The 22,971-nt window shown below is 68.0% G+C and carries 18 protein-coding genes; 11 read left to right on the forward strand and 7 right to left on the reverse strand.

All coding sequences use genetic code 11. The features are described 5' to 3' along the window. Positions 1-44: 44 nt before the first annotated feature. Complete coding sequence (locus ACQ4L4_RS00155) at positions 45-2,537, forward strand: ABC transporter permease (RefSeq protein ID WP_431102226.1); 2,493 nt, start codon at positions 45-47, stop codon at positions 2,535-2,537. A 42-nt stretch (positions 2,538-2,579) separates the two neighbouring features. Here the strand turns inward: ACQ4L4_RS00155 and ACQ4L4_RS00160 are convergent, their stop codons facing one another. The 4 genes from ACQ4L4_RS00160 to ACQ4L4_RS00175 all read right to left on the reverse strand — a co-directional run bounded on the left by ACQ4L4_RS00160 (position 2,580) and on the right by ACQ4L4_RS00175 (position 8,327). After that, complete coding sequence (locus tag ACQ4L4_RS00160) at positions 2,580-3,542, reverse strand: IS110 family transposase (RefSeq protein WP_431102186.1); 963 nt, start codon at positions 3,540-3,542, stop codon at positions 2,580-2,582. Between the two features lie 524 nt (positions 3,543-4,066). Then, positions 4,067-4,924, reverse strand: a complete 858-nt coding sequence (folD, locus tag ACQ4L4_RS00165) for a bifunctional methylenetetrahydrofolate dehydrogenase/methenyltetrahydrofolate cyclohydrolase FolD (protein WP_431102227.1) — start codon at positions 4,922-4,924, stop codon at positions 4,067-4,069. 137 nt (positions 4,925-5,061) lie between these two features. Then, positions 5,062-5,694, reverse strand: a complete 633-nt coding sequence (locus ACQ4L4_RS00170; RefSeq protein ID WP_067268997.1) for a response regulator transcription factor — start codon at positions 5,692-5,694, stop codon at positions 5,062-5,064. Further along, complete coding sequence (locus ACQ4L4_RS00175) at positions 5,691-8,327, reverse strand: PAS domain-containing sensor histidine kinase (RefSeq protein ID WP_431102229.1); 2,637 nt, start codon at positions 8,325-8,327, stop codon at positions 5,691-5,693. Before ACQ4L4_RS00175 ends, ACQ4L4_RS00170 begins: the two co-directional genes overlap by 4 nt. Before the next feature lie 351 nt (positions 8,328-8,678). On the opposite strand from ACQ4L4_RS00175, the gene aceE reads away from it, so the two are divergent. The 4 genes from aceE to ACQ4L4_RS00195 all read left to right on the forward strand — a co-directional run bounded on the left by aceE (position 8,679) and on the right by ACQ4L4_RS00195 (position 15,942). Next, positions 8,679-11,408 carry a pyruvate dehydrogenase (acetyl-transferring), homodimeric type gene (gene aceE / locus ACQ4L4_RS00180; protein ID WP_431102230.1) on the forward strand — a complete coding sequence of 910 codons (2,730 nt, stop codon included), beginning with the start codon at positions 8,679-8,681 and terminating at the stop codon, positions 11,406-11,408. 24 nt (positions 11,409-11,432) lie between these two features. Further along, entirely contained in the window at positions 11,433-13,118 is a 1,686-nt protein-coding gene (gene aceF, locus ACQ4L4_RS00185) for a dihydrolipoyllysine-residue acetyltransferase (protein WP_431102232.1), read from the forward strand. An 86-nt stretch (positions 13,119-13,204) separates the two neighbouring features. Continuing rightward, positions 13,205-15,031: a dihydrolipoyl dehydrogenase gene (gene lpdA, locus ACQ4L4_RS00190; RefSeq protein WP_431102233.1), complete on the forward strand. Its 1,827-nt coding sequence runs from the start codon at positions 13,205-13,207 to the stop codon at positions 15,029-15,031. Positions 15,032-15,057: 26 nt separating this feature from the next. After that, entirely contained in the window at positions 15,058-15,942 is an 885-nt protein-coding gene (locus tag ACQ4L4_RS00195; protein ID WP_431102235.1) for a delta(1)-pyrroline-2-carboxylate reductase family protein, read from the forward strand. Between the two features lie 120 nt (positions 15,943-16,062). Here the strand turns inward: ACQ4L4_RS00195 and ACQ4L4_RS00200 are convergent, their stop codons facing one another. Continuing rightward, positions 16,063-16,929 carry an HDOD domain-containing protein gene (locus ACQ4L4_RS00200; RefSeq protein ID WP_431102236.1) on the reverse strand — a complete coding sequence of 289 codons (867 nt, stop codon included), beginning with the start codon at positions 16,927-16,929 and terminating at the stop codon, positions 16,063-16,065. Between the two features lie 148 nt (positions 16,930-17,077). On the opposite strand from ACQ4L4_RS00200, the gene ACQ4L4_RS00205 reads away from it, so the two are divergent. The 4 genes from ACQ4L4_RS00205 to ACQ4L4_RS00220 all read left to right on the forward strand — a co-directional run bounded on the left by ACQ4L4_RS00205 (position 17,078) and on the right by ACQ4L4_RS00220 (position 20,443). Beyond that, positions 17,078-17,779: a transglutaminase-like cysteine peptidase gene (locus ACQ4L4_RS00205; protein ID WP_431102237.1), complete on the forward strand. Its 702-nt coding sequence runs from the start codon at positions 17,078-17,080 to the stop codon at positions 17,777-17,779. Between the two features lie 22 nt (positions 17,780-17,801). Continuing rightward, a complete protein-coding gene (locus ACQ4L4_RS00210) occupies positions 17,802-19,730 on the forward strand; it encodes an EAL domain-containing protein (protein ID WP_431102238.1) in 1,929 nt (642 codons plus the stop codon). A gap of 108 nt (positions 19,731-19,838) precedes the next feature. Then, positions 19,839-20,162 carry a hypothetical protein gene (locus ACQ4L4_RS00215; RefSeq protein ID WP_377156772.1) on the forward strand — a complete coding sequence of 108 codons (324 nt, stop codon included), beginning with the start codon at positions 19,839-19,841 and terminating at the stop codon, positions 20,160-20,162. Further along, positions 20,159-20,443, forward strand: a complete 285-nt coding sequence (locus tag ACQ4L4_RS00220; RefSeq protein ID WP_431102239.1) for a type II toxin-antitoxin system RelE/ParE family toxin — start codon at positions 20,159-20,161, stop codon at positions 20,441-20,443. The genes ACQ4L4_RS00215 and ACQ4L4_RS00220 overlap by 4 nt, the downstream gene beginning before the upstream one ends. 15 nt (positions 20,444-20,458) lie before the next feature. On the opposite strand, the gene ACQ4L4_RS00225 is transcribed toward ACQ4L4_RS00220, so the two are convergent. Beyond that, entirely contained in the window at positions 20,459-21,007 is a 549-nt protein-coding gene (locus tag ACQ4L4_RS00225) for an NUDIX hydrolase (RefSeq protein WP_431102240.1), read from the reverse strand. Positions 21,008-21,059: 52 nt separating this feature from the next. On the opposite strand from ACQ4L4_RS00225, the gene maiA reads away from it, so the two are divergent. After that, positions 21,060-21,698: a maleylacetoacetate isomerase gene (maiA, locus tag ACQ4L4_RS00230; protein WP_431102241.1), complete on the forward strand. Its 639-nt coding sequence runs from the start codon at positions 21,060-21,062 to the stop codon at positions 21,696-21,698. A gap of 37 nt (positions 21,699-21,735) precedes the next feature. Further along, positions 21,736-22,563 (forward strand): peptidoglycan editing factor PgeF, encoded by an 828-nt coding sequence (pgeF, locus tag ACQ4L4_RS00235; RefSeq protein ID WP_431102242.1) that lies wholly within the window; start codon positions 21,736-21,738, stop codon positions 22,561-22,563. On the opposite strand, the gene ACQ4L4_RS00240 is transcribed toward pgeF, so the two are convergent. Continuing rightward, positions 22,483-22,851, reverse strand: a complete 369-nt coding sequence (locus ACQ4L4_RS00240; RefSeq protein WP_431102243.1) for a hypothetical protein — start codon at positions 22,849-22,851, stop codon at positions 22,483-22,485. The two genes, pgeF and ACQ4L4_RS00240, sit on opposite strands and share 81 nt — an antisense overlap. Positions 22,852-22,971: the final 120 nt, after the last annotated feature.

Below are 22,971 nucleotides of genomic sequence, written 5' to 3' on the forward strand. Positions count from 1 at the left end.
CCGGTTCTCCCATCGGCCGCCGACCGCCGTCGTTATGGCGGCAGATGGGACTGCAGACCTGGCGCGACTTCCGCGCGGGCGAACTCCATCTGCTGATCCTGGCCCTGATGCTGGCCGTCGCCGCGGTGTGCGCGGTGGCCTTCCTGTCGGATCGGCTGGACCAGGGCCTGCGTCGCGACGCGGCGCAGCTGCTGGGCGGGGACGCGGTCGTCGCCAGCGATCAACCGACGCCCGCGCCGCTGAAGGAGCTTGCCCAGCGCCTGAACCTGAGCAGCGTCGAGACGCTCAACTTCCCCAGCATGGCCCGCGCCAACGAGGACCAGGGCGGCGGCAGCCGGCTGGTGGCGGTGAAGTCGGTCAGCCCGCGTTATCCGCTGCGCGGCGCGCTGTCGCTGAAGGACGGTCGCCAGGTCGGCGCGCCGGCGGCCGGCACCGTGTGGGTCGATCCGGGCGTGCTGAGCGCACTGGGACTGAAGGTCGGCGATCCGCTGCTGCTCGGTGATTCGACGCTGAAGATCGCCGGCGAGATCTCGAACGAGCCCGATCGCGGCGCCGGTTTCATGAACTTCGCGCCGCGCGTGATGCTGGCGCAGTCCGACATCGCCGCGACCGCGCTGATCCAGCCCGCGAGCCGCATCACCTATCGCTTCGCCGTGATCGGTGAGGCGGCCTCGGTGCAGCAGTTCAACGCGCAGACCCGTCAGCAGTTGAAGGACGGCAACTGGCGCGGCGTGCGGCTGGAGTCGCTCGAGACCGGCCGCCCCGAGATGCGCCAGACGCTGGACCGCGCGACCAAGTTCCTGAACCTCGTCGCGCTGTTGGCCGCGTTGCTTGCCGCCATCGCGGTCGCGCTCGCGGCGCGTGAATTCGCCAACCGCCACCTCGACGACTGCGCGATGCTGCGTGTGCTCGGCCAGCCGCAGCGCCGGCTCACCTGGGTGTTCACGCTGGAGTTCGCCACCGTCGGCCTGATCGGCAGCGCGATCGGCGTGCTGCTCGGTTTCCTGCTGCATTACGGCTTCATCGCGATGCTCGCGGGACTGATCGAGGTCAATCTCCCGGCGCCCGGCATCTGGCCGGTCCTGCTGGGACTGGGCATGGGCATGAGTCTGCTGCTGGGCTTCGGTCTGCCGCCGGTGCTGCAGCTGGCGGCCGTGCCGCCGCTGCGCGTGATCCGGCGTGAACTGGGCCGACCGAAGATGGGCTCGATCGCCGTGCTGCTGGCAGGCGTCATCGGTTTCTCCGCAGTGCTGACGGCGCTGTCGGCGGACTGGCGGCTGGGGCTGTTCGCCACCGGCGGCTTCGCCGTTGCGCTGGGGCTCTTCGCGCTGCTCGCCTATGGCGCCGTGCTGGCGCTGCGTCGGCTCGTGCCGCAGGCCGGCGCGCCGCGCTGGCTGCTGCTGGCGACGCGGCAAGTCGCCGCGCGGCCGGCCTTCGCGGTGCTGCAGGTCGGCTCGTTGTCGCTGGGGCTGCTCGCGTTGGCGTTGCTGGTGCTGATGCGCACCGACCTGATCGAGAGCTGGCGCGCCGCGACGCCGGTGAACGCGCCGGACCGTTTCGTCATCAACATCCAGCCGGAGCAGGGCCCGGGTTTCCGTGGCGATCTCGACAAGGCCGGCGTCAAGGACTACGACTGGTACCCGATGATCCGCGGCCGGCTGGTCGCCATCAACGGCGAGGCGATCAAGGCCAGCCGCTTCACCGAGGAGCGCGCCCAGCGCCTGGTGGAGCGGGAGTTCAACCTCAGTCACAGCGGCACGCTGCCGTCGCACAACCTGATCGCCGGCGGGACCTGGACGGCCGAGGAGAAGGACGGCGTCAGCGTCGAGCAGGGCCTCGCGGAGCAGCTCGGCCTGAAGCTCGGCGACACGATGCGCTTCGACATCGCGGGCGTGCTGGTCGACTCGAAGATCACCTCGCTGCGCAAGGTCGACTGGGGATCGATGCGGGTCAACTTCTTCGTGCTGTACCCGCGCGCGGAGATGCCGGAGCTGCCGGTCAGCTTCATCTCCGCGTACCGCTCGCCGGAGGGGCAGGGCGCCGCGGCGGCGCTCGATCGCAAGCTGGTCAAGGAGTTCCCCAACCTGACGCTGATCGACGTGTCCGCGGAACTGCACCAGGTCCAGCAGGTGCTGGAGCAGGTGATCATGGCCGTGCAGCTGCTGTTCGCGGTGGCGCTGGCGCTGGGCGTGGTCGTGCTGCTGGTGGCGGCGGTGGGGTCACGTGATGCGCGCACGCGGGAGTTCGCGTTGATGCGGGCCTTCGGCGCGTCGAGCGCGCTGCTCGCCGCGGTGCAGCGCGCCGAGTTGCTCGGGCTGGGCGCGCTCGCCGGTTTCCTCGCCGGCATCGCCGCCCAGGCGCTGGGGTGGGCGCTGACGCACTACGCCTTCGACTTCGAATGGCAGTTCAAGCCCTGGGTGCTGATCGGCACGACCATCGGCGGCGCCGTGCTGGCGCAACTGGCCGGCTGGTGGGCGCTGCGCGGGGTGCTGCAGCGCCCGGTCGTCCAGACGCTGCGCGAGGCCGATACGAACTGAGCTCTTCTTACCCCCTCTCCCGCTTGCGGGAGAGCAACCGTGTCAAGCGCCTTCGGCGTTTCTCCAGGGTTGGCCGGTTTTGAGGATGGCGTTGAGGATGATCAGCAGCTTGCGCATGCATGCAGTCATCGCGACCTTGAAGGGCTTGCCCGCCAAGCGCAGGCGTTCGTACAACGCCTTGATGGGCCCGTTGCATCGTTTGGCCGTGAGCGCAGCCATGTACATCGCCGTGCGGACGTCTGCTCGTCCGCCCTGGATGTAGCGCTGGCCGCGCCGCTTGCCACTGTCGTCGGCAAACGGCGCCAGGCCCACCAGCGCCGCCACGCGCTTGCGGTCCAAGCTGCCCAACTCCGGCAGGCGTCCCAGCAGCATCGTGATCGTGACTCGGCCAATACCCGGCACGCTGTCCAGCAGCTCGTACTTGGGCTGGTAGATCGTCGAGTCCTTCAAGCGACCGTCCAGATCCTTGTCGATCTCCTTGATCCGCTTATCCAGCCACTCGATGTGCTGTCGCACGCTCGTGCGCGCCACGTGCTTGACCGTGGACAAGCGGTTCTTTTCCTGTGCGCGCATGGTCACCAACTGCGCTCGCCGATCCACCAGTTCGATGATTTCCTGCTGCGTCTCATCCGGCAGCGCGTACACCTGCGGACGCATGCGCTGAGCAAACTCGGCCAGCACCTTCGCGTCCAGCCGGTCCGTCTTGGCAAGGACGCCGGCGGCCCGGGCGAAGTCGCGCACCTTCTTGGGATTGACCACCGCCACGGCGATTCCCGCCGCGCACAGCTCACCCGCCAGCGCCGCCTCGAAGCCACCGGTGGCCTCCATCACCACCAGCGTGGGCCCCAGCTTCTTGAGCTGCGACACCAGCACTGCTCGTCCGGGCTCGTCGTTGTCCACCCTCGTGGCCAACGCACCGGACTTGTCGGCAGGCGGAGCGGGCACCTGAGCCACGTCCAACCAAGCCTTGCAAACGTCGATACCGATGAAGATCTCTTCGCTCATGACAGCGCCCTTCCTTGCGTTCGATACGGCCTCAATGGACCTCACAACCGTTCGGGCTGTCCGTCATGGCGAATGAGGTCGGCCACCACGACCCTCGCTCTCCCTCGGCATGGCGCCGAAGCGCCTACCCTGGGCTGGTCGGCCTGTGACGGCCTGGGCTACTTTGCTACATACAAGGCGGAGCGGGCACCTGAGCCACGTCCAACCAAGCCTTGCAAACGTCGATACCGATGAAGATCTCTTCGCTCATGACAGCGCCCTTCCTTGCGTTCGATACGGCCTCAATGGACCTCACAACCGTTCGGGCTGTCCGTCATGGCGAATGAGGTCGGCCACCACGACCCTCGCTCTCCCTCGGCATGGCGCCGAAGCGCCTACCCTGGGCTGGTCGGCCTGTGACGGCCTGGGCTACTTTGCTACATACAAGGGCAGGGGGTGAGGGCCAGCGGCGGTGGCAGTACGGACGCGCTCTTCAACGACAACGGGCGGCCACTGGCCGCCCGTTTGTCATGGTGCGATGAGGATCAGCGAGCGGCGGCAGCGCGCTCTGCCGACTCCATCGTATTGACCAGCAGCATCGTGATCGTCATCGGCCCGACGCCGCCCGGCACCGGCGTGATCCAGCCGGCGACTTCCTTGACGCCGTCGAAGTCGACGTCGCCGCAGGGCTTGCCTTCCTCGGTGCGGTTCATGCCGACGTCCAGCACCACCGCGCCCGGCTTGACCATGTCGGCGGTCAGCACGTTGCGCTTGCCCACCGCCGCCACGACGATGTCGGCCTGACGCGTGAAGTGGGCCAGGTCCGGCGTCGCGCTGTGGCAGACGGTCACGGTCGCGTTGGCCTGCAGCAGCAGCATCGCCATCGGCTTGCCGACGATGTTGCTGCGGCCGATCACGACGGCGTGCTTGCCCTTGGTGTCATAGCCGATGAACTCCAGCATCTTCATGCAGCCGTAGGGCGTGCACGGCTTGAAGCCGTCCTGGCCGACCATCAGCGCGCCGGCGCTGGCGACGTGGAAACCGTCGACGTCCTTCTCCGGCGCGATCGCCTCGATGACCTTGTGCGCGTCGATGCCCTTGGGCAGCGGCAGCTGCACCAGGATGCCGTGGATCGTGGGGTCGTTGTTCAGCGCGTCGACGCGCGCGAGCAGCTCCGCCTCGGTCATCGTGTCGGCGTACTTCTCCAGCACCGAGTGCAGGCCGGCGTCCTCGCAGGCCTTGACCTTGTTGCGCACGTAGACCTGGCTCGCGGGGTTCTCGCCGACCAGCACCACGGCCAGGCCAGGCTTCACGCCCTTGGCCGTCAGCGCGGCGGCGCGCGTCGCCACTTCGGCGCGCAGTTGCTTGGACAGGGCATTGCCGTCGATCAGTTGTGCGGTCATGTCGGTACTCCGGATTCAGTGACTCAAAAACGGGGAAAGCAGAAACTGGAAAAGCAGAAAAGCGCAAGGGCAGAGGATCGCTCTGCCCGGAATGCAAAGAGGCCGCTTCGCAGCGGCCTCTCGGTGTCGTCGTCGGATCAGCCGGCCTTGGCCTGCGTGTTCGCGCCGAGCGCGATCTTCAGCAGATCGGCCACGGTGTTGGCGTTCAGCTTCTCCATGATGTTGGCGCGATGCGCTTCCACCGTCTTGATGCTGATGCCCAGGTCGTCGGCGATCTGCTTGTTCAGGCGGCCGGCGACGATGCGTTCCAGCACTTGCGCCTCGCGCGTCGTCAGGCGCGACAGCAGCGCGTCGCGGCTGGCCGCTTCCTGCTGCGTGGCGAAGGCGCCGCGGGCCTGGTCCAGCATGCGCTCGACCAGCGACAGCAGTTCCTCTTCCTTGAACGGCTTCTCGATGAAGTCGACCGCGCCCTTCTTCATCGTCTGCACCGCCATCGGCACGTCGCCGTGGCCGGTGATGAAGACGATGGGCAGCGGGCTCTTGCGTTCGATCAGCTTGTCCTGGAGTTCCAGGCCGCTCATGCCTTCCATGCGGATGTCGGCGATCAGGCAGGCGACTTCGCGCGGGTCGTAGCGGCTCAGGAAACTCTCGGCGGAGTCGTAGCACTTGACCCGGTAGTCCTTGCCTTCCAGCAACCATTGCAAGGAATCTCGCACGGCCTCGTCATCGTCGACGACATAGACGTTACCCTTCTTCGGAATCAAGCTCATGGTGTTGCTGCGGTGTTGTGTGCAGTGCCCGTCCCTGCGTCGCCGCTCTTGTCCAGAGGGGCGAGTGAAGACTCCGGACGCGGAATGTCCACGGGGATCGTGAAGGCGAACCGGCACCCGACGATGGACGGGCCATTGTAGAGGTTCTCGGCACGGATCCGACCCTGGTGGGACTCGATGATGGACCGGCATAACCCTAGGCCGATCCCCAGTCCATCGGCCTTCGTGGAGAAGAAGGCCTCGTACATGCGCTCGATGACCTCGACCGGTAGGCCCGGTCCCATGTCGGTCACCGAGAACTCGATGTTGGCGCCGAGTTCGGCGGTGTGCTTGGGCACGACGCGCAACTCGATGTGGCGGCGCGAGGGCGGCAGCGCCGCGTTGTCGATCGCCTCGGCGGCGTTCTTGAGCAGGTTCAGCAGCACCTGTTCAATCAGGATCGGATCGACGCGCATCACCGGCAGCCGCTGCGCGACGTAGGTGTGGATCTGCACGTTGCGCCGGCGCAGCTCGATGCCGGCCAGCTCGACCGAATCCTCGACGATCGACGCCGCGAACGCGGGCTGGCGCTGCGGCTCGCTCTTCTTCACGAAGGCGCGGATGCGGTGGATGATCTGCCCCGCGCGCTGCGCCTGCTTGGCGGTCTTCTCCAGCGCGACGATCAGGTCGTCCTTCTGGATGTTGTCGCCGCGCACGCGCGAGACCATGCCGTTGCAGTAGTTGGTGATCGCGGTCAGCGGCTGGTTGAGCTCGTGCGCGACGCTCGACGCCATCTCGCCCATCGTGATCAGCCGGCTGGTGACCTGCGCCTTCTCGGTCTGCTGCTGCTGCTGGGCCTCGGCATGCCGGCGCGCGGTGATGTCGGTGGCGATCAGCATCTGCGCCAGGCGGCCGTCGGTCCACTGCAGGTAGCGCGCGCGGACGTCGAACCACATGTCGAGCTGCGCGATGAACACTTCGCGCGAATCGCCGCCGACCTCGGTCAGGTGCTGCGCGGGCAGGCCGCCGTAGCCGTCGACGTCTTCTTCCTCGCCATGGCCGCCGTCACCGCCCGCGCCCGCCGCGTAGCCCGCCTCCTGAGTGCTCGTCGCGCCGGCCAGCCCGGCCGGCTGCGAGCCCGCCAGCATCGCGTGCCCCTTCGGATCGGCGCCGAACCACAGCCGGTAGCTGCGGTTGGCGAAGAGCAGTTCGCCCTGCTGCACCGACAGCACCGACACCGCCGCGTCCAGGCCTTCCAGCACCGTGGTGAAGCGCTCGTGCGAGGCCGACAACTGGTCGCGCACGCGCTTGGCCTCGGTGATGTTGGTCATCGAGGTCATCCAGCCGTTCTGCTTGCCCTTGGGGTCGATCAGCGGCGAGACGTACATGCGGGCGTCGAAGATGCTGCCGTCCTTGCGCATCACCTTCACCTCGGAACCGCCGGCCGGGCTGCGGCCCTGCATCTCCTGCTGCAGCAGGCGCAGGTTCTCCTCGTAGCGGTCCGGCGGCCAGTAGGGGAAGGGCGGCTTGCGGCCGATCAGCTCGGACTCGGCGAAGCCCGTCATCGCGCAGAAGGCCGGATTGACGTAGCTGATGCGCGTCTCCAGGTCCATCGCCCGCATGCCGGTCAGCATGGAGTTCTCCATCGCGCGCCGGAAGTTGGTCTCGGCGGCGAGCGCGTTCTGCACCTGCGCGCGGCGGCGCATGTGCTTCCAGGTGCCGAGCAGCATCCAGACGGTCAGCACCGACAGTGCCATGACCATCCAGAACAGCGTGTTGGAGATCAGGCCGATCGACGTGCGATAGCCCTGGCCGCGCAACACCAGGCCGGGCGCGGGGGCCATCGGCACCTCGTGATAGATCGGGGCGCGCGTGATGCGCTTGCCCGGCATCGGCGTGACCGTGCTGGCGACGACCTGCTCGCGCGGGTCGAGTACCGCGACCGCGTGGCGCGAGGTCAGCTCGTTGGGGACCGAGTAGCGCAGCAGGCCTTCGACCGCGTACTCGGCGATCAGCACGCCGGCGAAGCCGGCGCGGTCGCTCAGCGGCAGCTGCAGCTGGAAGACGGTCGAGTTGTTGGCGTCGGCGAAGGAGGCCGAATACGTCCGCGTGCGCCGGTCGCGCGCGCCCTGGAAGGCGCGCTCGGGCTCGCTGTTGGCGTGGCCGTTGGGCATGGACGGGTCGCTGCCCTCCAGCGTCATCAGCGACTCGGCCTGCTCGCCGATCGCCGCGACGCTGACGCGCTTCTCGCGGCGCGCGTTCAGCCAGGTGATGTGGGTGATCTCGGGCCGGTTGCGCGCGATCGCCATCGCGCGCTGCGTGAACTCGAGGTTGTCGATCGAGCGGTTGGCCAGGTCGCGCTGCAGCGGGATCAGGAGGTCCTCGTTCTCGATCAGGCGCGAGCGGATCTGCTGCTGCGCCATCTCGGTGTCGCGCTTGACGGCCTCGGCTTCGCGCTCGATCTCCTCGTTGCGCAGGTACCAGAAGGCCGACACGATCGCCGCCAGGAACAGCACCACCGACAGCAGCGGCCCCAAGGTCGCGAAGCGGTCCTGCCGGGACGGGGACTGCCGGCGCCACCACGCCGAGATCAGGCGTTTGACGGGATTCAGGGCACGGCGCGCAAAGCCTTGGACATCGAGGCGGGACAACATGGGCGCGATTATCCCGGCGCGTTCAGCCCGCCCCGGGCCGGGCGGCCCCGGGGCATTCCCGATCCGGGCATTCCCGGATCGCATCGTGAAAGACATCCGTCACGAAACGAGGCCTCCAAAGGCTATTGCATTTCATGATATGGAAACGCATCGCGCTATTTGGAAAATGAGCGGCTTATGCGACACTCCGCCGCCATAGCCCTTCCGGTGGGGTTTGCCGCGTGCGAACGCATGACGGCGCACGCATGACGGTTCTCGCAAGTTCGGGCACAGTGACCCGTTCGAACCGAGAGCCTCGCGTGGCAACCAGCCCGCCAGAAGGCCGTGATTGAGATAGCTAGGAGACAAGACATGTCCGCGCAGCCCCAGTCGTTCCTCGGCGCAGCCGCCAATGACACCGACGCCCTCGAAACCAAGGAATGGCTGGACGCCCTGTCCGCCGTCATCGGTGAGGAAGGCGGTGATCGCGCCCACTTCCTGCTCGAGACCCTGATCGACCACGCGCGTCAGGCCGGCATCGACGTGCCCTTCTCGGCCACCACGGCCTACGTCAACACCATCCCGGCCGACAAGGAAGAGCGCTTCCCCGGCAACATCGAGATGGAAGAGCGCCTGCGCGCCTTCATGCGCTGGAACGCGATGGCGATGGTGGTGCGCGCGAACCGCCTGCATCCGGAAGACGGCGGCGACCTGGGCGGCCACATCTCGAGCTTCGCCTCGCTGGCGACGATGCTGGGCTGCGGCTTCAACCACTTCTGGCACGGCGATGACACCGCGGAGGGCGGCGTCCATGGCGGCGACCTGCTCTACATCCAGGGCCACAGCGCGCCCGGCATCTACGCCCGCGCCTTCCTGGAAGGCCGCATCACCGAGGACCAGCTGAACAACTTCCGCCAGGAAGTCGAAGGCAAGGGCCTGTCGAGCTACCCGCATCCGAAGCTGATGCCCGAGTTCTGGCAGTTCCCGACCGTGTCCATGGGCCTGGGCCCGCTGATGGCGATCTATCAGGCGCGCTTCCTGAAGTACCTGCACGCCCGCGGCATCGCCGACACGTCCAAGCGCAAGGTCTGGGTCTTCCTGGGCGACGGCGAGATGGACGAGCCGGAAAGCCTGGGCGCGATCGGCCTGGCCGCGCGCGAGAAGCTGGACAACCTGATCTTCGTCGTCAACTGCAACCTGCAGCGCCTGGACGGCCCGGTGCGCGGCAACGGCAAGATCATCCAGGAGCTGGAAGGCGAATTCCGCGGCTCCGGCTGGAACGTCATCAAGCTGATCTGGGGCTCGTACTGGGACCCGCTGCTGGCGCGCGACAAGCAGGAGCTGCTGCGCAAGGTCATGATGGAGACGCTGGACGGCGACTACCAGGCCTACAAGGCCAATGACGGCGCGTTCGTGCGCAAGCATTTCTTCGGCAAGCATCCCGAGCTGCTGAAGATGGTCGAGAGCATGTCCGACGAGGACATCTGGCGCCTGAACCGTGGCGGCCACGACCCGCAGAAGGTCTACGCGGCGTACCACAAGGCGGTGAACACCGTCGGCCAGCCGACCGTCATGCTGATCAAGACCGTCAAGGGCTACGGCATGGGCAAGATCGGTGAAGGCAAGAACACCGCGCACCAGACCAAGAAGCTGCAGGACGAGGACATCAAGGCCTTCCGCGACCGCTTCAACATCCCCATCCCGGACAGCGAACTGTCGAAGATCCCGTTCTACAAGCCGGCCGACGACACGCCGGAGATGCAGTACCTGCACGAGCGCCGCAAGACGCTGGGCGGCTACCTGCCCAAGCGCCGTCCGCAGGCGGAAGAGTCGCTGAAGGTGCCCGACCTGGCGACCTTCCAGGCCGTGCTGGATCCGACGGCCGAAGGCCGCGAGATCTCGACGACGCAGGCCTACGTCCGCTTCCTGACGACGCTGCTGCGCGACAAGGACCTGGGCCCGCGCACGGTGCCCATCCTGGTCGACGAGGCGCGCACCTTCGGCATGGAAGGCCTGTTCCGCCAGATCGGCATCTACAACCCCGCGGGCCAGAACTACACGCCGGTCGACAAGGACCAGGTCATGTACTACCGCGAGGACAAGGCCGGCCAGATCCTGCAGGAAGGCATCAACGAAGCGGGCGGCATGGCCAGCTGGATCGCCGCGGCGACGTCGTACTCGACGAACAACCGCGTGATGATCCCGTTCTACGTCTACTACTCGATGTTCGGCTTCCAGCGCATCGGCGACCTGGCCTGGGCGGCGGGCGACATGCAGGCGCGCGGCTTCCTGCTGGGCGGCACGTCGGGCCGCACGACGCTGAACGGCGAAGGCCTGCAGCACGAGGACGGCCACAGCCACATCCTGGCCGGCACGATCCCGAACTGCATCAGCTACGACCCGACCTTCGCGCATGAAGTCGCCGTCATCCTGCACTCCGGCCTGAAGCGCATGGTCGAGAACCAGGAGAACGTCTACTTCTACCTGACCCTGCTCAACGAGAACTACCCGATGCCCGGCCTGAAGGCCGGCACCGAGGAGCAGATCCTCAAGGGCATGTACCTGCTGGAAGAGGCCGTGCAGCCGCAGGGCGCGCAGCCGCTGACGGTGAACCTGCTGGGCTCGGGCACGATCCTGCGCGAGAGCCAGGCCGCCAAGAAGCTGCTGGAATCGGACTGGGGCGTCGGCGCCAACGTCTGGTCCTGCCCCAGCTTCAACGAGCTGGCCCGCGACGGCCAGAACGCGGAACGCTGGAACCTGCTGCACCCGACCGAACTGGCCTGCGTGCCCTACGTGACGCAGCAGCTGAGCAAGGTGCAGGGTCCGGTGATCGCGTCGACCGACTACATGAAGAACTACGCGGAGCAGATCCGCGCCTTCATCCCGGCCGGCCGTTCGTACAAGGTGCTGGGCACCGACGGCTTCGGCCGCAGCGACTTCCGCTCCAAGCTGCGTGAGCACTTCGAGATCAACCGCCACTACATCGTCGTGGCCGCGCTGAAGAGCCTGGCCGACGAGGGCAAGATCCCGCAGGCCAAGGTCGCGGAAGCGCTCAAGAAGTACGGCATCAACGTCGACAAGATCAACCCGCTGTACGCCTAAGCGTCGGACTCGGAGACAACACAAATGGCATTGGTGGAAGTCAAGGTTCCCGACATCGGGGACTTCAAGGACGTCGCGATCATCGAGTTGCTGGTCAAGCCCGGCGACACGGTGAAAGTCGAACAGAGCCTCCTGACCGTCGAGTCCGACAAGGCCTCGATGGAGATCCCGTCCTCGGTGGCGGGCGTCGTCAAGGAAGTGAAGGTCAAGATCGGCGACACGATCAACCAGGGTGACCTGATCGTCGTGCTCGAGAGCGACGCCGCCGGCGCTCCGGCCCCGGCCGCCGCAGCGCCCGCACCGGCGGCTGCCGCGCCCGCGCCGCAGGCCGCACCCGCAGCGGCTCCGGCCGCCGCGCCGGCTGCCCCGGCCGCAGCGGCAGGTGCCGTCGACATCGTCGTGCCCGACATCGGCGACTTCGACGAGGTCGCGGTGATCGAGGTGCTGGTCAAGGTCGGCGACACGGTCAAGCAGGAGCAGAGCCTGATCACCGTCGAGAGCGACAAGGCCTCGATGGAGATCCCGTCGTCGCACGGCGGCGTGATCAAGGAACTGCTGGTCAAGCTCGGCGACAAGGTCGCCAAGGGCTCGAAGATCGCCGTGATCGAGGCCGCGGGCGGTGCCGCCGCGCCGGCACCGGCTGCTGCCGCTCCCGCGCAAGCCGCCGCCGCCCCGGCGCCGGCCGCCGCGAGCGCGCCGGCCGCGGCGCCGTCGGACCGCCAGGTCCCGACCGCCGCGCTGCCGCCGCACGAGCCGACCAAGCCCTCCGGCAAGCTGCCGCACGCGTCGCCGAGCATCCGCAAGATCGCCCGCGAACTGGGCGTGCCGCTCGACGAGGTGAAGGGCTCCGGCGCCAAGGGCCGCATCACCGAATCCGACGTGCAGGGCTTCGTCAAGGCCGTCATGGCCGGCACGACGCAGACCGTCGCGCAGAAGGCCGCGGCGCCCGCCGGCGGCGCTGCCGGTGGTGGCGCCTTCCCCGGCCTGCTGCCCTGGCCCAAGGTCGACTTCGAGAAGTTCGGCCCGGTCGAACGCAAGGACCTGTCGCGGATCAAGAAGATCAGCGGCGCCAACCTGCATCGCAACTGGGTCACGATCCCGCACGTCACCAACCACGACGACGCGGACATCACCGAGCTGGAAGCCTTCCGCGTCCAGCTGAACAAGGAGAACGAGAAGTCCGGCATCAAGGTCACGATGCTGGCCTTCATGATCAAGGCGACCGTCGCGGCGCTGAAGAAGTTCCCCGAGTTCAACGCCTCGCTCGACGGCGACACGCTGGTCCTGAAGAACTACTTCCACATCGGCTTCGCCGCGGACACGCCGAACGGCCTGGTCGTGCCGGTGATCCGCGATTGCGACAAGAAGGGCATCTTCCAGATCAGCCAGGAGATGTCGGAGCTGGCCAAGAAGGCCCGCGACGGCAAGCTCGGCCCGGCCGACATGACCGGCGGCTGCTTCTCGATCTCGTCGCTGGGCGGCATCGGCGGCACCTACTTCACGCCGATCATCAACGCGCCGGAAGTCGCGATCATGGGCGTGTGCAAGTCCTCGACGCAGCCCGTGTGGGACGGCAAGCAGTTCCAGCCGCGCCTGATCCTGCCGCTGTCGCTGAGCTGGGACCACCGCGTCATCGACGGCGCGTCGGCCGCACGCTTCAACGTGTACTTCGCGTCCCTGCTGGCGGACTTCCGCCGCATCGCTTTGTGATGTGCACCCGGCGGGCGCGTACCCGGCAGCCATGGGGCGGCCGGGCGTCGGCCGGGCGCGCCAAGAATCCGTGAGTGAGAGACAACATGGCACAAGTTGAAGTCAAGGTTCCCGACATCGGGGACTTCAAGGACGTCGCGATCATCGAAGTCCTGGTCAAGGTCGGCGACACGGTGAAGGTGGAGCAGAGCCTGGTGACCGTCGAGTCCGACAAGGCCTCGATGGAGATCCCGTCCTCCGTCGCCGGCGTGGTCAAGGAACTCAAGGTCAAGCTGGGTGACAAGCTCAACCAGGGCGACCTGCTGGTCGTGCTGGAGAGCGATGCCGCCGCAGCTCCGGCACCGGCTGCTGCTGCGCCGGCTCCGGCCGCAGCGGCGCCTGCGCCCGCTCCGACGGCTGCGCCTGCAGCCGCTCCGGCGGCACCGGCTCCTCAAGCCGCGACCTACACCGGCCCGGCCGAAGGCGAGTACGACGTGATCGTGCTCGGCGGCGGTCCTGGCGGCTATTCGGCGGCATTCCGCGCGGCCGACCTCGGCCTCAAGGTCGCGATCGTCGAGCGTTACGCCACGCTGGGCGGCGTCTGCCTGAACGTCGGCTGCATTCCGTCCAAGGCGCTGCTGCACGTCGCGGCGGTGATGGACGAGGTCAAGCACTTCGCCGACCTGGGCGTCTCGTTCAGCGAGCCGACCGTCGAGCTGCCCAAGCTGCTCGCCCACAAGCAGAAGGTCGTCGGCAAGCTGACCGGCGGCCTGGCCTTCATGGCCAAGGGCCGCAAGGTCACCGTCGTGCGCGGCTACGGCACGCTGCTGGACGCCAACCACCTGTCGGTCGAGGAGACCGCAGGCGAGGCCCAGGAACGCACAGGCAAGACCCAGACGCTGAAGTTCCGCAAGATCATCCTGGCGGCCGGCTCGCAGGCGGTGCGCCTGCCCTTCATGCCGAACGACCCGCGCGTGATCGACTCGACCGGCGCGCTCGAGCTGACCAGCCGCCCCAAGCGCATGCTGATCGTCGGCGGCGGCATCATCGGCCTGGAGATGGGCACGGTCTACTCGACGCTGGGCGCGCGCCTGGACGTCGTGGAAATGCTGCCCACGCTGATGACCGGCGCGGACCGCGACCTGGTCAAGGTCTGGCAGAAGATGAACGCGCCGCGCTTCGACAACATCATGTTGAACACGAAGACGGTGGCTGCGGAAGCGACGCCCGAAGGCATCAAGGTGACCTTCGAAGGCGAGGGCGCCCCGAAGGAGCCGCAGGTCTACGACCTGGTGCTGCAGGCGGTGGGCCGCACGCCCAACGGCAAGAAGATCGGCGCGGACAAGGCCGGCGTGATCGTGAGCGATCGCGGCTTCATCCCGGTCGACGTGCAGATGCGCACCAACGTGCCCAACGTCTTCGCGATCGGCGACATCGTCGGCCAGCCGATGCTGGCGCACAAGGCGGTGCATGAAGGCCACGTGGCGGCGGAAGTCATCGCCGGCGAGCTGCTCGGCGACGAGGCGCTGGCCAAGTCGCGCTTCGATGCGCGCGTGATCCCCAGCGTCGCCTACACCGATCCGGAAGTCGCCTGGGTCGGCGTGACCGAGGACGAGGCCAAGGCCCGCGGCATCAAGGTCAAGAAGGGCCTGCTGCCCTGGTCGGCCTCCGGCCGCGCGATCGCCAACGGCCGCGACGAGGGCTTCACCAAGCTGCTGTTCGACGAGGAGACCCACCGCATCATCGGCGGCGGCATCGTCGGCACGCATGCGGGCGACATGATCGGCGAGATCGCGCTGGCCATCGAGATGGGCGCCGACGCGGTCGATATCGGCAAGACGATCCACCCGCACCCGACGCTGGGCGAGTCGATCGGTCTGGCCGCGGAAGTCGCGCACGGTTCGTGCACCGACGTCCCGCCGCCGCGCAAGTAAGCGCCGTCCACGGAGCCCGCGCCCGGATGCTGGTCCTCGACGCCGCCGCGACTTCGCGCGCGCTCCCGTGGTCCCTCCTGATGGAGGAGATCGCGACGGTCTGCCGCGAACATCGCGACGGCCGGCTCACCTGTCCGCCGCGGCAGGTGCTGCCGCTGCGCCAGGACGGCGTGCTGCTGGTGATGCCCTGCCTGAGCGACACGCTGTCGATCACCAAGCTCGTCAGCGTGCATCCGCTCAACGCGGCGCTCGGCCTGCCGACGATCTCGGGCGAGGTCGTCGTGCTGGACAGCCGCACCGGCCAGCGCCTGGCGGTGCTGGACGGGCCCGCGTTGACGGCGCGCCGTACGGCCGCCGTCAGCATGCTGGCCTTGCAGCACCTGGTCCGCCAGGCGCCGCGCCGCGCGCTGGTGGTTGGCGGCGGCGTGCAGGCGCGCGCGCATGTGGAGGCGCTCCAGGCGCTGCATCCGCAGGCGACGATCCACGTGCAAGGGCACCAGACGGTGCCAGGTTTTGTCGAGGAGCTCGGCGTCGAGCCGCTGCCGGCGGAATCCCAGACGCGTCACCCCTGGGACGTGATCGTGTGCGCGACCACCAGTCGCGTGCCGGTGCTGCGTCCCGGCGTGGGCGAGGGCGCGGTGGTGATCGGTGTCGGCGCCTTCCGAGACGACATGGTGGAGCTGCCGCAGGAGCTGGTCCGCGGCGCGCAGATCTGGGTCGACGACCCGGTCGGCGCGCAGGCCGAGGCCGGCGACCTGATGGCGGCCGGCCGCTTCGAGCCGCAGGACGCGCTCGACGACCTCGTGCTCGGTCAACGGCCCGTGAACGACGCCCGCACGCGGTTGTTCAAGAGTGTCGGTTGCGCGCGTTGGGACCTGGCGGCCGCCCGTGTGGCCGTACGTGCCACCTGACCGTCGCACGCCACGCCGACGCCCACCACGAGCTGGAGGCTTGCGGGGCCAGGGGGTCGGCCCGATTTGTGGAGCCTGCGAGACGTATGAGGGCCGGCCCCCTGGCCCCGCAAGCCGAACTCAGGCCTCGTCCAGCAACGGACGCATCGCGTCGTCCCACTGCTCGAGCTCGTCCTCCGACAGGTGCAGCCAAGCCAGCGCCGCGTCGCGGTTGGCGGCCCAGTCGACGTCCTCGTCCAGCCCCTCGTGCTGGCGCATCAGGTGCTCGGCGATCAGCCCCGCGGCGATCAGCGAGCGGATCTCCGGTTCGATGCTCGCGTCCTTCAGCGCTTCGAAGTCGTGATGCAGTCGGATCGCCGTCATCAGTTCCGGCGCGAGGTGCCAGACCTTGATCACGAGCGCGCCGACGACAGCGTGGTCGGTGCGGTGGTTGGCGTTCTCCGTCGCGATGAAGGGGCGGTCGATGCGGGCGCCGGCTTCGACCATCGTCGCGCCATAGCCGCGCACGCTCTGCAGCAACACCGGCATGCCGACATGGCAGAACAGGCCGTAGCTCTGCGCCAGGTCGACGCGCATGCCGGGCAACTGGCCGGCGATGAAGCCCATCGCGACCGAACGCTTGGTCGAGCGCTGCCAGAAGCGCAGCAGGTGAGGGCTGTTGACGGGGATCGCATGACGGACCAGGAAGGCCTGCATCAGCGCGACACTCTCATCCAGGCCCAGGCGGTACATCGCCTGGCCGACGGTCGTGCAGGGCACGTTGCCTGCCACCAGATGCAACGGGCTGTTGGCCACGCGCAGCAGCGTCGCGGACATGGCGACGTCGGCGGCGGCGACGCGGCCGACTTCGTGGAGGTCGGGCTGAGGCAATGCCATCACCGCGCGCAGGCGCTGCAGCAGCTCGGGGCAGGGCGGAATCTGGATCTGGCGCAGCGGGCCGTTGGCGCGGGCCTGATCGAGTTCCTGGCGGATGGCTTGGGTCTTCATGTGAGAGCCGGATTATCCCGGCGCTCTCCTACCCGGCGGGCGCGGGGGATGCGGCAAATTGCCGCTTGTCGGAAGGGGCGTCCCCGGGGGCGCATTGCATGTCGCACTTCGCCCGCCGGAGCGCGCCGGGGCAGATACATTGCAGCGCATGTCACGTTTCGTCACTCGTACAGCGTCACGCGCCGGCCGGACAATCCGGCCGGCGCAACGGGCGTTGGCGTTGACGGTGCTGGTGTGTGCGGCGGGCCTGGGCTCCGCGCTGGCTTGGGGGTGGGACCAGGACAAGCTGACCGAATCCGCGGCGAAGCTGTCGCCGAAGACGCAGGCTGCGGTGAAGGCCATGATCCAGATGGCCGATCGCGCGGCGGCGATGCCCGAGGAACGCGACCGGCTGACGGCGGTCAACAACTTCTTCAACCAGCGAGTCGCGTTCAAGGACGACATCGAGGTCTGGGGTCAGGTCGACTACTGGGCCACGCCGCTGGAACTGCTGGACAAGGGCGCCGGCGATTGCGAGGACTACGCGATCGCCAAGTACATGAGTCTGCTGAGCGCCGGCGTGCCGCAGTCCAAGTTGCGGATGGTGTACGTGCGGGCGCAGTTCCAGGGCCGGCCGCAGGCGCACATGGTCCTGGCCTACTATGCGCAGCCGGAAGCGGAGCCCTTGATTCTGGACAATATCAATCCGGAGATCCGGCCCGCGTCGCTGCGGCCGGACCTGACGCCGGTGTTCAGTTTTAACGGTGAAGGTCTGTGGAGCGGCGTCGGCGCCACGACGGCGGGCAACCCGCTGGTGCGGCTGTCGCTGTGGCGCGACCTGCTGGCGAAGGCGAAGGCGGAGGGCTTCTGATGGGCGACGGAGAATTCAAGACATGTCCCTGATAAGACAAATCTGGTGGCTGGTCCTGGGCGCGGTGCTGGCTTCGGCGCTGGGCGGCGTCGCGGTGAGCACCTGGTCGCTGCGCGAGCTGCTGCAGACGCAGGCGCAGCTGAAGAATGCCGACAACGCCAATGCGCTGGCGCTGGCGCTGTCGCAGCAGAAGGGCGACGCGGAGCTGATGTCGCTGCTGATCTCGGCGCAATTCGACGCGGGCGCGTACGAGAGCGTGCGCTGGCGTGACGGCAGCGGCGCGCAGGTGTTCGAACGCCATCTGGAAACGCCGCAGGTCTCGCACGCGCCGCGATGGTTCGTCGCGCTGCTGCCGCTGGACGTGGCGCCGGGCGTGGCGAAGGTGTCGGACGGCTGGAAGGCCGCCGGCGAGATCGAGTTGCGCGGCCAGACCGGTTACGTGCACGAGGCGCTGTGGCGCGCGACGCTCAGCACGGCCCTGTGGCTGATCGCGGTGGGCGTGTTGACGGGCGTGGCGGCGGCGGCGGTGCTGGCGCGGCTGCGCCGGCCGCTGGACACCGCCGTGCGGCAGGCCGAGGGCGTGTCGCAAGGGCGCTTCGAGACCGTGCTGGAGCCGCGCGTGCCCGAGATGCGCAAGCTGACGAGTGCGATGAACACGATGGTGGTGCGCACGCGGCAGATGTTCGAGGCCCAGGCCGAGCAGCTGCGCACGTTGCATCACCAGTTGCTGTGCGATGAGTTGACGGGCCTGTCGCACCGGCGGCAGTTCGTGGCGGAGCTGAACTCGGCGCTGGAGCGCGACGACGGTCCGCTGCGCGCGGGCCTCGTGCTGGTGCGGCTGCGGGACCTGCAGGGGCTGAACCAGCGCCTCGGGCACGGCGCGACGGACCAGGCGCTGACGGCGATCGCGCAGGCGCTGCGGGTGTATCCGGAGCAGGTGCGCGGCTGCCTCGCGGGACGGCTCAACGGCTCGGACTTCGCGTTGTGGCTGCCGGCGCCCAACGTGGTCGGCGACACCGCGCAGGCGCTGGCCGATGCGTTGCGGGCCGGCCTGCAGAACCTGGGCTCGGGGGTCGGCGTCGCGCTGGGCGCGGTCGAGCTGATGCGCGACCAGCCGATGAGCGCCTGGTTCGCCGCGGCCGACGCGGCGCTGGCGAAGGCCGAGCAGGGCGAGGGCGTCGTGCTGGAGTTGCGCGAGGCGCCGCCGTCGGACGAGGTCGCGCAGGGCGAACGGGCGTGGCGCGCGCTGATCTCGGACGCCCTGGTGCATCAACGCAGCCGGCTGCTGGAGTTCCCGCTGATCGGACGCGAGCGTCAGGTCTTGCATCTCGAATGTCCGTTGCAGCTGAAGCTGAATCCGGTCGGCGAGTTCGAGCCAGCGGCGCGCTGGTTGCCGTTGGCGCTGCGCCATCGGCTCAGCGCCGAGGCGGACTTGCAGGCGCTGGCACTGGCGCTGCAGGCCACGCAGCGTGACGGGCGGATGCGCTGCGTCAACGTGGCGCCGGCGTCGCTGAACGACGGCAGCTTCATCGCCCGTGCGCGCGAACTGGTGCAGGCCGCGCCGTCCGCGGTGCGGCGGCAGATCGGCCTCGAACTGGCCGAGCCGGCGGCGGTGCAGCACTTCGAGGCGCTGCAGGAACTCGGTCGTCAATTGCGCCCGCTGGGCGTGCAACTCGGCCTCGAACATGCGGGGGCTGGACTGGCTCAAATCGACCGTCTTTTCCAGGCCGGACTGGACTACGTGAAGCTCGACAGCTCGGTGGTCAGCGGCGTGTCGGCGGACGTGGCGCGCGCCGCTTTCGTGCGCAGCCTGGTGGTCATGCTGCGCAGCCTCTCTCTGAAGGTCTATGCGGAAGGCGTCACCGATGCGCTCGACGCACAGGCGCTGTGGGATTGCGAACTCGACGGCATCACCGGGCCGTGGGCGTCGGCGCAGGAAATCAAGCCCTGACTCATCGAAGTCGGTGAATCGCTTGACCTCCGTCAAGCACTCTTGCCAAGCGTTTTGAAGCTCTGAGAATCCGCGCCTTTCTCTTGTTTTTGAAAGAGCAGGTGCAGAATGTCCGCACTCCTACAGGCCCCCGAATTCTTCATGCCTCGCGCCGATTTCCGTGTCCAGATCGATGAGAAGCTCAAGGCTCGCGTCGAAGCGCTTGCCGCGCGCTTGACTGTGGACATGGACTATCTCGTCGAGTTCCTCGTCAAGCGCTGGGTTGAACGCACCGACCCGAACGAGCCGGACGTGACTCTTCATGAGGTGCTCATGGAGCGTCAGGAAGACAACGCGGTGAAGGCCGCACTTCGTGGCGACACGATCTCTCATGAAGACCTCATGGCCGAGATCGAGGAAGAAACGCGCCAGCAGCGGGGTGAGGCGCAATGAGGGTTCGTTGGACCCCATCCGCCGCCATTCAACTCAAGCAGCAACGACGGTATCTGGAGGAACACAGCCAGCAGGCTGCGGACCGGTTGATGCGCGACGTGCGCAATGCTTCAGAGTTGCTTGCGCGCAATCCGGAGTTTGGTCGACCCGTGAGCACTCGCGCGCGCGAGTGGGGACTCGGACGAAGCAAGCAGTATGTGCTTCGCTACGTCGTTGAACCGGTGGTGATCCAGGTCGTCGGGTTCTGGCACACCGCTCAACTGCGGCCACTGCCAATCTGAGCCGGGACCTGATGCTCAGTCGATATCCGCCGTATGCAACGGATACCCGTTGCCGCTGCGGCGGTCCTCGAAGAAGCGCAGCAGCGCTTCGCGGATCGTGTGGAACGCGATCTCGTCCCAGGGCACTTCGTGCTCGTGGAACAGCTTCGCTTCGAGGGTCTCGGGCCCTGGATCGAACTCGGGGCTCAGCAGCTTCGCGCGATAGAAGGCGTGCACCTGCCCGACGCGGACCACGTTCATCACGCAGTACAGGTTCTGCAGCTCGATCTGCGCGCCGGCCTCCTCGACCGTCTCGCGCGCCGCGCCTTCGGCCAGCGTCTCGCCGAGTTCCATGAAGCCCGCCGGCAGCGTCCACTTGCCGAGCCGCGGCTCGATCGCGCGCTTGCACAGCAGCACCTGATCGCCCCACACCGGCAAGGTGCCGACGACGTTCAACGGGTTCTCATAGTGGATCGCGCCGCATGCGGTGCAGGTCGCGCGTTCCCGGTTGTCATCGGCCGGGACGCGGTATTCGATCTGGCCGCCGCAGGTGGGGCAATGCTGGTAGCGCCGCGCTTGGAACATGGGCCGCAGTGTACCGGCCCTCGCCGGGGCCTCCGTGGCATCATCGCCGGCCATGGAGCTCTACAACTACTTCCGTTCGTCCGCCTCGTACCGCGTCCGCATCGCGATGGCGCTCAAGGGCCTGGACTTCGACTACAAGTCCGTCCACCTCGCGAAGAACGAGCAGTTCAACGAGTCCTACGCCGCCGTGTCCGCGTCGCGTCTGGTGCCGCTGCTCAAGGACGGCGACGCGCTGGTCACGCAGTCGATGGCGATCATCGAGTACCTCGACGAGACGCACCCCGAGCCGCCGCTGCTGCCCGGCGACGCGCTGAGCCGCGCCTACATCCGCGCGCTGTCGCAGGACATCGCCTGCGAGATCCATCCGCTGAACAACCTGCGGGTGCTGCGCTACCTGGTGAAGGATCTTGCTGTCGGGGACGACAACAAGAACCGCTGGATCCATCACTGGGTCGAGAGCGGGCTGGCGGTCGTCGAGCATCGCTTGAAGGCCGAAGGAAGATCGGGCCGCTTCTGCTTCGGTGACAGCCCGACCATGGCCGATTGCGTGCTCGTGCCGCAGATCTTCAATGCGCAGCGTTTCAACAGCCGGCTCGATCACGTGCCGACGGTCATGGCGATCTTCGAGCAGTGCATGGCGCTCGACGCCTTCAACAAGACGCAACCGAGCGCCTGCCCCGATGCCGAGTGAGGGGGGCAAGCCGAACGGCATGAGCGGCGCGAGCGGCATGAGCGCACGTGAGGCGTTCACCGCGACGTCGCCTCCGGACTGGCTGCGGCCGGCTTGGAGCGTGTCGCACGTCGATGCCTTCATGACCACGCGCGCTGGCGGCGTCAGCGGCGGGCCGGAAGCGTCTGAAGATCAACGCGGATTGGCGAGCCTCAACCTCGGACGTTCGGTCGGCGACGATCCGGCGCACGTGGCCGAAAACCGCCGGCGTGTCGCGGTCACCATCGGCGGTCTGCCCGTGTTCCTGAAGCAGGTGCACGGGACCACCGTGCTGCGACTTCGCGCCGCGCATGCGCTTCCCGGCGCCGATCCCGAGCCCGCCGACGCCGCTGTCAGCACCGATCCCGCGCTCGCCTGCGCGGTGATGGTCGCGGACTGCCTGCCGGTGCTGTTCGCCGGACCGGGCGTGGTCGGTGCCGCGCATGCGGGCTGGCGAGGTCTCGCGGGCGGCGTGCTGGAGAACACCGTCGCCGCGATGTGCGAGGCCGTGCGCTGCGAGCCTCGCGAGATCAGCGCCTGGATGGGCGCGTGCATCGGGCCGTCGCAGTTCGAGGTCGGCGCCGACGTGCTGGCGGCCTTCGGCGCGGAGCCGCGCCATCAGGATCAACCGATGTTCCGCTTTCAGCCGAACGAACAGGGCGAAGCGCGTTGGCGCGCCGATCTCTACGGCCTGGCGCGGCGCAGGCTCGAAGCGCTCGGCATCGCCGCCGTCAGCGGCGGCGGCTGGTGCACCCTCAGCGAGCCGTCACGGTTCTTTTCGTTCCGCCACGAACGCGTCACCGGACTGCGCAGTGGGCGCATGGCCGCGGTCATCCGACTGCGGTGAGGCTGGCGCGGCCGCCTGCATCGGACTCGACGTCGGCATCGGCATCGGCATCGGCATCGGCGCAACAGCTTCTTCGCCGTCGTCATGCGGCTTTCCGGACGCTTCGGCTCTCCGGCGTGCGGCGCGCCGCCCGGGCGTGCCCATCAGGTACATCACGATCGATAGCGGTACCACGCCGTAGAACACGAAGGTGATCAGCGCGCCCAGCACCGAGCCCTGCGAGCTGAAGGCCTCGACGAGCGCCATCATCAGCACCACGTACATCCAGGCGATGGCCACCAGATACATCAACGATTTCCTCGGCTCTTCGCGACAGCAGCGTCACGCGGGGGTAAGCTGGTCGGGCTACAAAGCGCCTGAGCATATGCGAAGCCTCCCCGTCGATCCGCGTGACCGGCTGTGGCAAGC

The organism is Roseateles noduli, assembly GCF_050626985.1.
GTDB lineage: Bacteria > Pseudomonadota > Gammaproteobacteria > Burkholderiales > Burkholderiaceae_C > Roseateles > Roseateles noduli_A.